Origin of the sequence: Flavobacterium sp. ACAM 123 (assembly GCF_000264055.1) — a bacterium.
In the GTDB taxonomy this organism is placed as follows: Bacteria; Bacteroidota; Bacteroidia; order Flavobacteriales; family Flavobacteriaceae; genus Flavobacterium.
Map to the genome: position 1 here is coordinate 1 of NZ_AJXL01000192.1, position 3260 is coordinate 3260.

2 protein-coding genes and 2 pseudogenes are annotated in these 3260 nt (G+C 33.7%); 2 read left to right on the forward strand and 2 right to left on the reverse strand.

Annotation, left to right across the window (positions count from 1 at the left end; translation table 11 throughout):
* Positions 1-247: 247 nt before the first annotated feature.
* Positions 248-571 (forward strand): annotated as a pseudogene (locus A3SG_RS20415) (TrmH family RNA methyltransferase); the annotation flags it as partial.
* A 281-nt stretch (positions 572-852) separates the two neighbouring features.
* Positions 853-1581 carry an IS30 family transposase gene (locus tag A3SG_RS20420; RefSeq protein ID WP_016991385.1) on the forward strand — a complete coding sequence of 243 codons (729 nt, stop codon included), beginning with the start codon at positions 853-855 and terminating at the stop codon, positions 1579-1581.
* A 591-nt stretch (positions 1582-2172) separates the two neighbouring features.
* On the opposite strand, the pseudogene A3SG_RS23010 reads toward A3SG_RS20420, so the two are convergent.
* Positions 2173-2661, reverse strand: a pseudogene (locus A3SG_RS23010) (STM3941 family protein).
* Positions 2662-3070: 409 nt separating this feature from the next.
* Positions 3071-3260, reverse strand: a 190-nt coding sequence (locus A3SG_RS22555; protein WP_232226433.1) for a hypothetical protein, incomplete at its 5' end; no start/stop codon positions are given.

A 3260-nucleotide genomic window follows, 5' to 3' on the forward strand; every position in this document is an offset into this window, starting at 1 on the left:
TTTTTTCTTTGTTTTTACAAAAATACTAGAAACAAGACTACCCGATCCGCTTGTAAATTAAAGTTTAGGGATTGTTTGCAACTAAAACACCTTTGAGAGTTCGGCTGTGATTTTTTTGTGGAACCAGAGTTTCATGATTTGTGTTGCTCAGGCAATAAGACTTTAGCTATGGCCTTTTGTGCATTAATGGAATTGTTTGAAGAGTGTACAATTTAAGTTTATCATTTTCTAACATAAAACGCACTAGAATGATTGTTTGATGGAAGTTTTTGATATTTCAAAACCAAGTACTTTGTTTTTTGGTACGCAACGCGACGGCTTGTCAAAAGAAATTTTACAGCGTGCCGATGGTTTTCTTAAAATTCCCATGGTTGGATTTACGGAGAGTTTGAATATCTCTGTATCGGTTGCCATCATTATCCAGAATCTAACAAATAGATTGCGACACTCCAGCATTGACTGGCGTTTGTCTGAAGAAGAAATGCTAGTAAAAAGATTGGCTTGGGCAAAGAATTCTATTAAAGAGATCAAACGAATTGAAGCGCGGTATTTTGAGGAAAACCCAGTATAATTTAGCTGTTTAAATTTCATTTGGTAGGGCGGTGCGGAGAATGACGCAATTGCATTTAGTATTTGTAGGAAGTAGATTTTTAGTTTCTTGAATTCAATTAATAAATGCGAAAGTCAGGAATCGCAAATGAAGATGAAATATTTTTTCAGAACAAAGAAAAGAAAATTAATTCTTTTCCCTGTTTGCTGAAATGGAAAAATTTATCTTACTTGCTCCTCGCCTAAAATTCGCAAAGTATGAAGCATTTTACCGTTGAATAAAGATACAAATTAGAATTTCTGATGCAACAAAACGTCAGTAAAGCGCAAATAGCTATTGATATAAACGTGCACATTTCATCTATACATAGAGAGATAAAACGTAATTCAGACGAGCGTAACTCTAATTATAGAGCAGATCTAGCAAGTCGAAAATGTAATAAGAGGCATAAAGAGAAGCTTAAAAATCAATGTTTTAGCAATGAAATTAAAGATTATGTCAGCAAACTAATTCAAGCCGATTACTCGCCAGAACAAATAGTTGGAAGATCGTTAAAAGAAGGTATTAATTGTGTTTGCCACGAAACGATTTATAAATTTATTTTAAATGACAAGAAAAACGCAGGTGGTTTATACAAGCATCTGCGAAGTAAAGGTAAGATCTATCGCAAGCGTGGTGCTTTAAAAGATAAAAGAGGATTGATAGTTGGCAGAGTTGGTATCGAAAATCGTCCAACTGAAGTAGCGGAAAAGCAAAGATTAGGAGACTTAGAAATTGATTTAGTAATCGGAAAAGACCACAAAGGAGCCTTACTAACGATAAATGATAGAGCAACTGGGATGTTACAAATGAAAAAGATAGAGAGTAAAGATGCTGAGATTGTCAAAAACGCCACTATTGAACTATTGGAGAGCTGGAAACCTTTTTTAAAAACGATTACATCTGATAATGGTAAGGAATTTGCAAAACATGAATTAATAGCACAAGCTTTAAAGATAGATTATTACTTTGCAAACCCCTATTGCAGTTAGGAAAGAGGTGCAAATGAAAATTTAAATGGTTTAATCAGGCAGTATTTTCCAAAGGGTTCAAACTTCGAAATGATAACAGATATACAGGTGAAAAATGTAGTAGAAAAATTAAATAATAGACCTCGAAAAAGGCATCAATTTGATTCTCTAAATGAAGTATATTTACAATTATTAAACAATAATCAGGAATTCGCATTTATTAATTGAATCCACCTTTTAAAAAAGTAGGGATTCTTTGATGTAGGAAACCGCATAACAAACTGCGATTTGGTTTGTGATTTAGTTGGTACTCGTTTAATAAAAGCGTCTCTTTGTTAAGTAATTGCGAGGAAAGAAGCAATCTTATCTAGCATTGGCGCTAATGTCCGTCCGTCTAAAAACCCTTGAAGTTTCTAAAACGACTTAATTATTTTGTAGATATAGCGTATTACTCGAACTAAAAAAACACAAGAAAACCAACTTGTTTATACTCCAAAAAAAAAGAGACGTGTTATGTCTCGTGATCCCGATTGCTATTGGGAGATAATTTGCTTAGCGGATTGTTTTTGCATATTGTTGTGGGTATGGATTGCAAATCTGCGTGATCGGAGGTTAGCTGTTCGGCTTTTCGTTATACTTTTCAAATTCCGTTTCAATTAGATTCTCAAGATTCTCAAAGCTGTATTTCAAAGCTGTTGAACTTACTGATAATGGAGTGTTGTACATTTTCATATTAGCTTTCATTGACGAAGCTTTTATTTTTGAAGCGTTTTTAATGAACTTTTCGGGATTTCGGACAGCAATCAGCAAAAAATTTGTTGACATTACTTGTTCTGTTCTTATTCCAATTATTTCGTTTCATTCTATTAATCCAACTTTGTTATAATTTGAATTATCAGTTATACCTTTCTGGTCTATTGTTAATCCTGGCTTTTTGTCAAATAATTTGATTGAAATATAAAGAATACATAAAGTTGAAAATATAATCGCTGCAATACCAGATATTCTAATTAATTCGGGGTTTCTGAAAATATAGGAAACAAATTTTTCAGGATTGCAGATAAATGCCATTCCCAAAAGCGCAAAAATTAGTGAGCCCAATAAAGACTAAAAACATTTTTTTCTTACTGCGAGGAATTTCAATTTTGGTCATTTCAATTTTTGATTGCGTTTTTTTCTAAGCTGACAATTAACTCGTTTATATATGCAAGAACAGTAAAACTTTAGTTCTTTCAAATATATAAAATAATCTCAGGTTATTACTGTCTGGCAATTAACACCAATTATATTTATTCTATAGTCCAATGTGGTTTAGTTAACAATCATTCGTATTATTCGTCACGCTGGAAGCGTCTCAGCAAAGTTACTTGTCTATCTTGAAACGCTTTCAGCGTGAGAAGCTATGCGGGTGTAGTTTGGTAAAAAATAGAATGCTTTTATTATGGGACTATACAAGAGTAGCAGATAGTCTTTTATGTACCATTACTACTGGAAACCACACTCACCTCCATTATTCTACAAAGCGAATAGCCCTGACAGCAGCGTAAAGCCTATGCCGGTGGAAACCTACTTTTTTCTGGTGGTGGAAGAGCGACCAAAGGAAGCTCCTGCCAGCGCCTAGAAAAAGGGTTTGACAGCAAATAGCTTGCAACGTATGCCAGGAATAGCTACTAATAAAATATAAGAACAAAAAAAACCCC

What these genes read in the sequence shown, in the direction of transcription:
- A3SG_RS20420 (WP_016991385.1), top strand. Translation starts at nt 853, where the DNA reads ATGCAACAAAACGTCAGTAAAGCGCAAATAGCTATTGATATAAACGTG.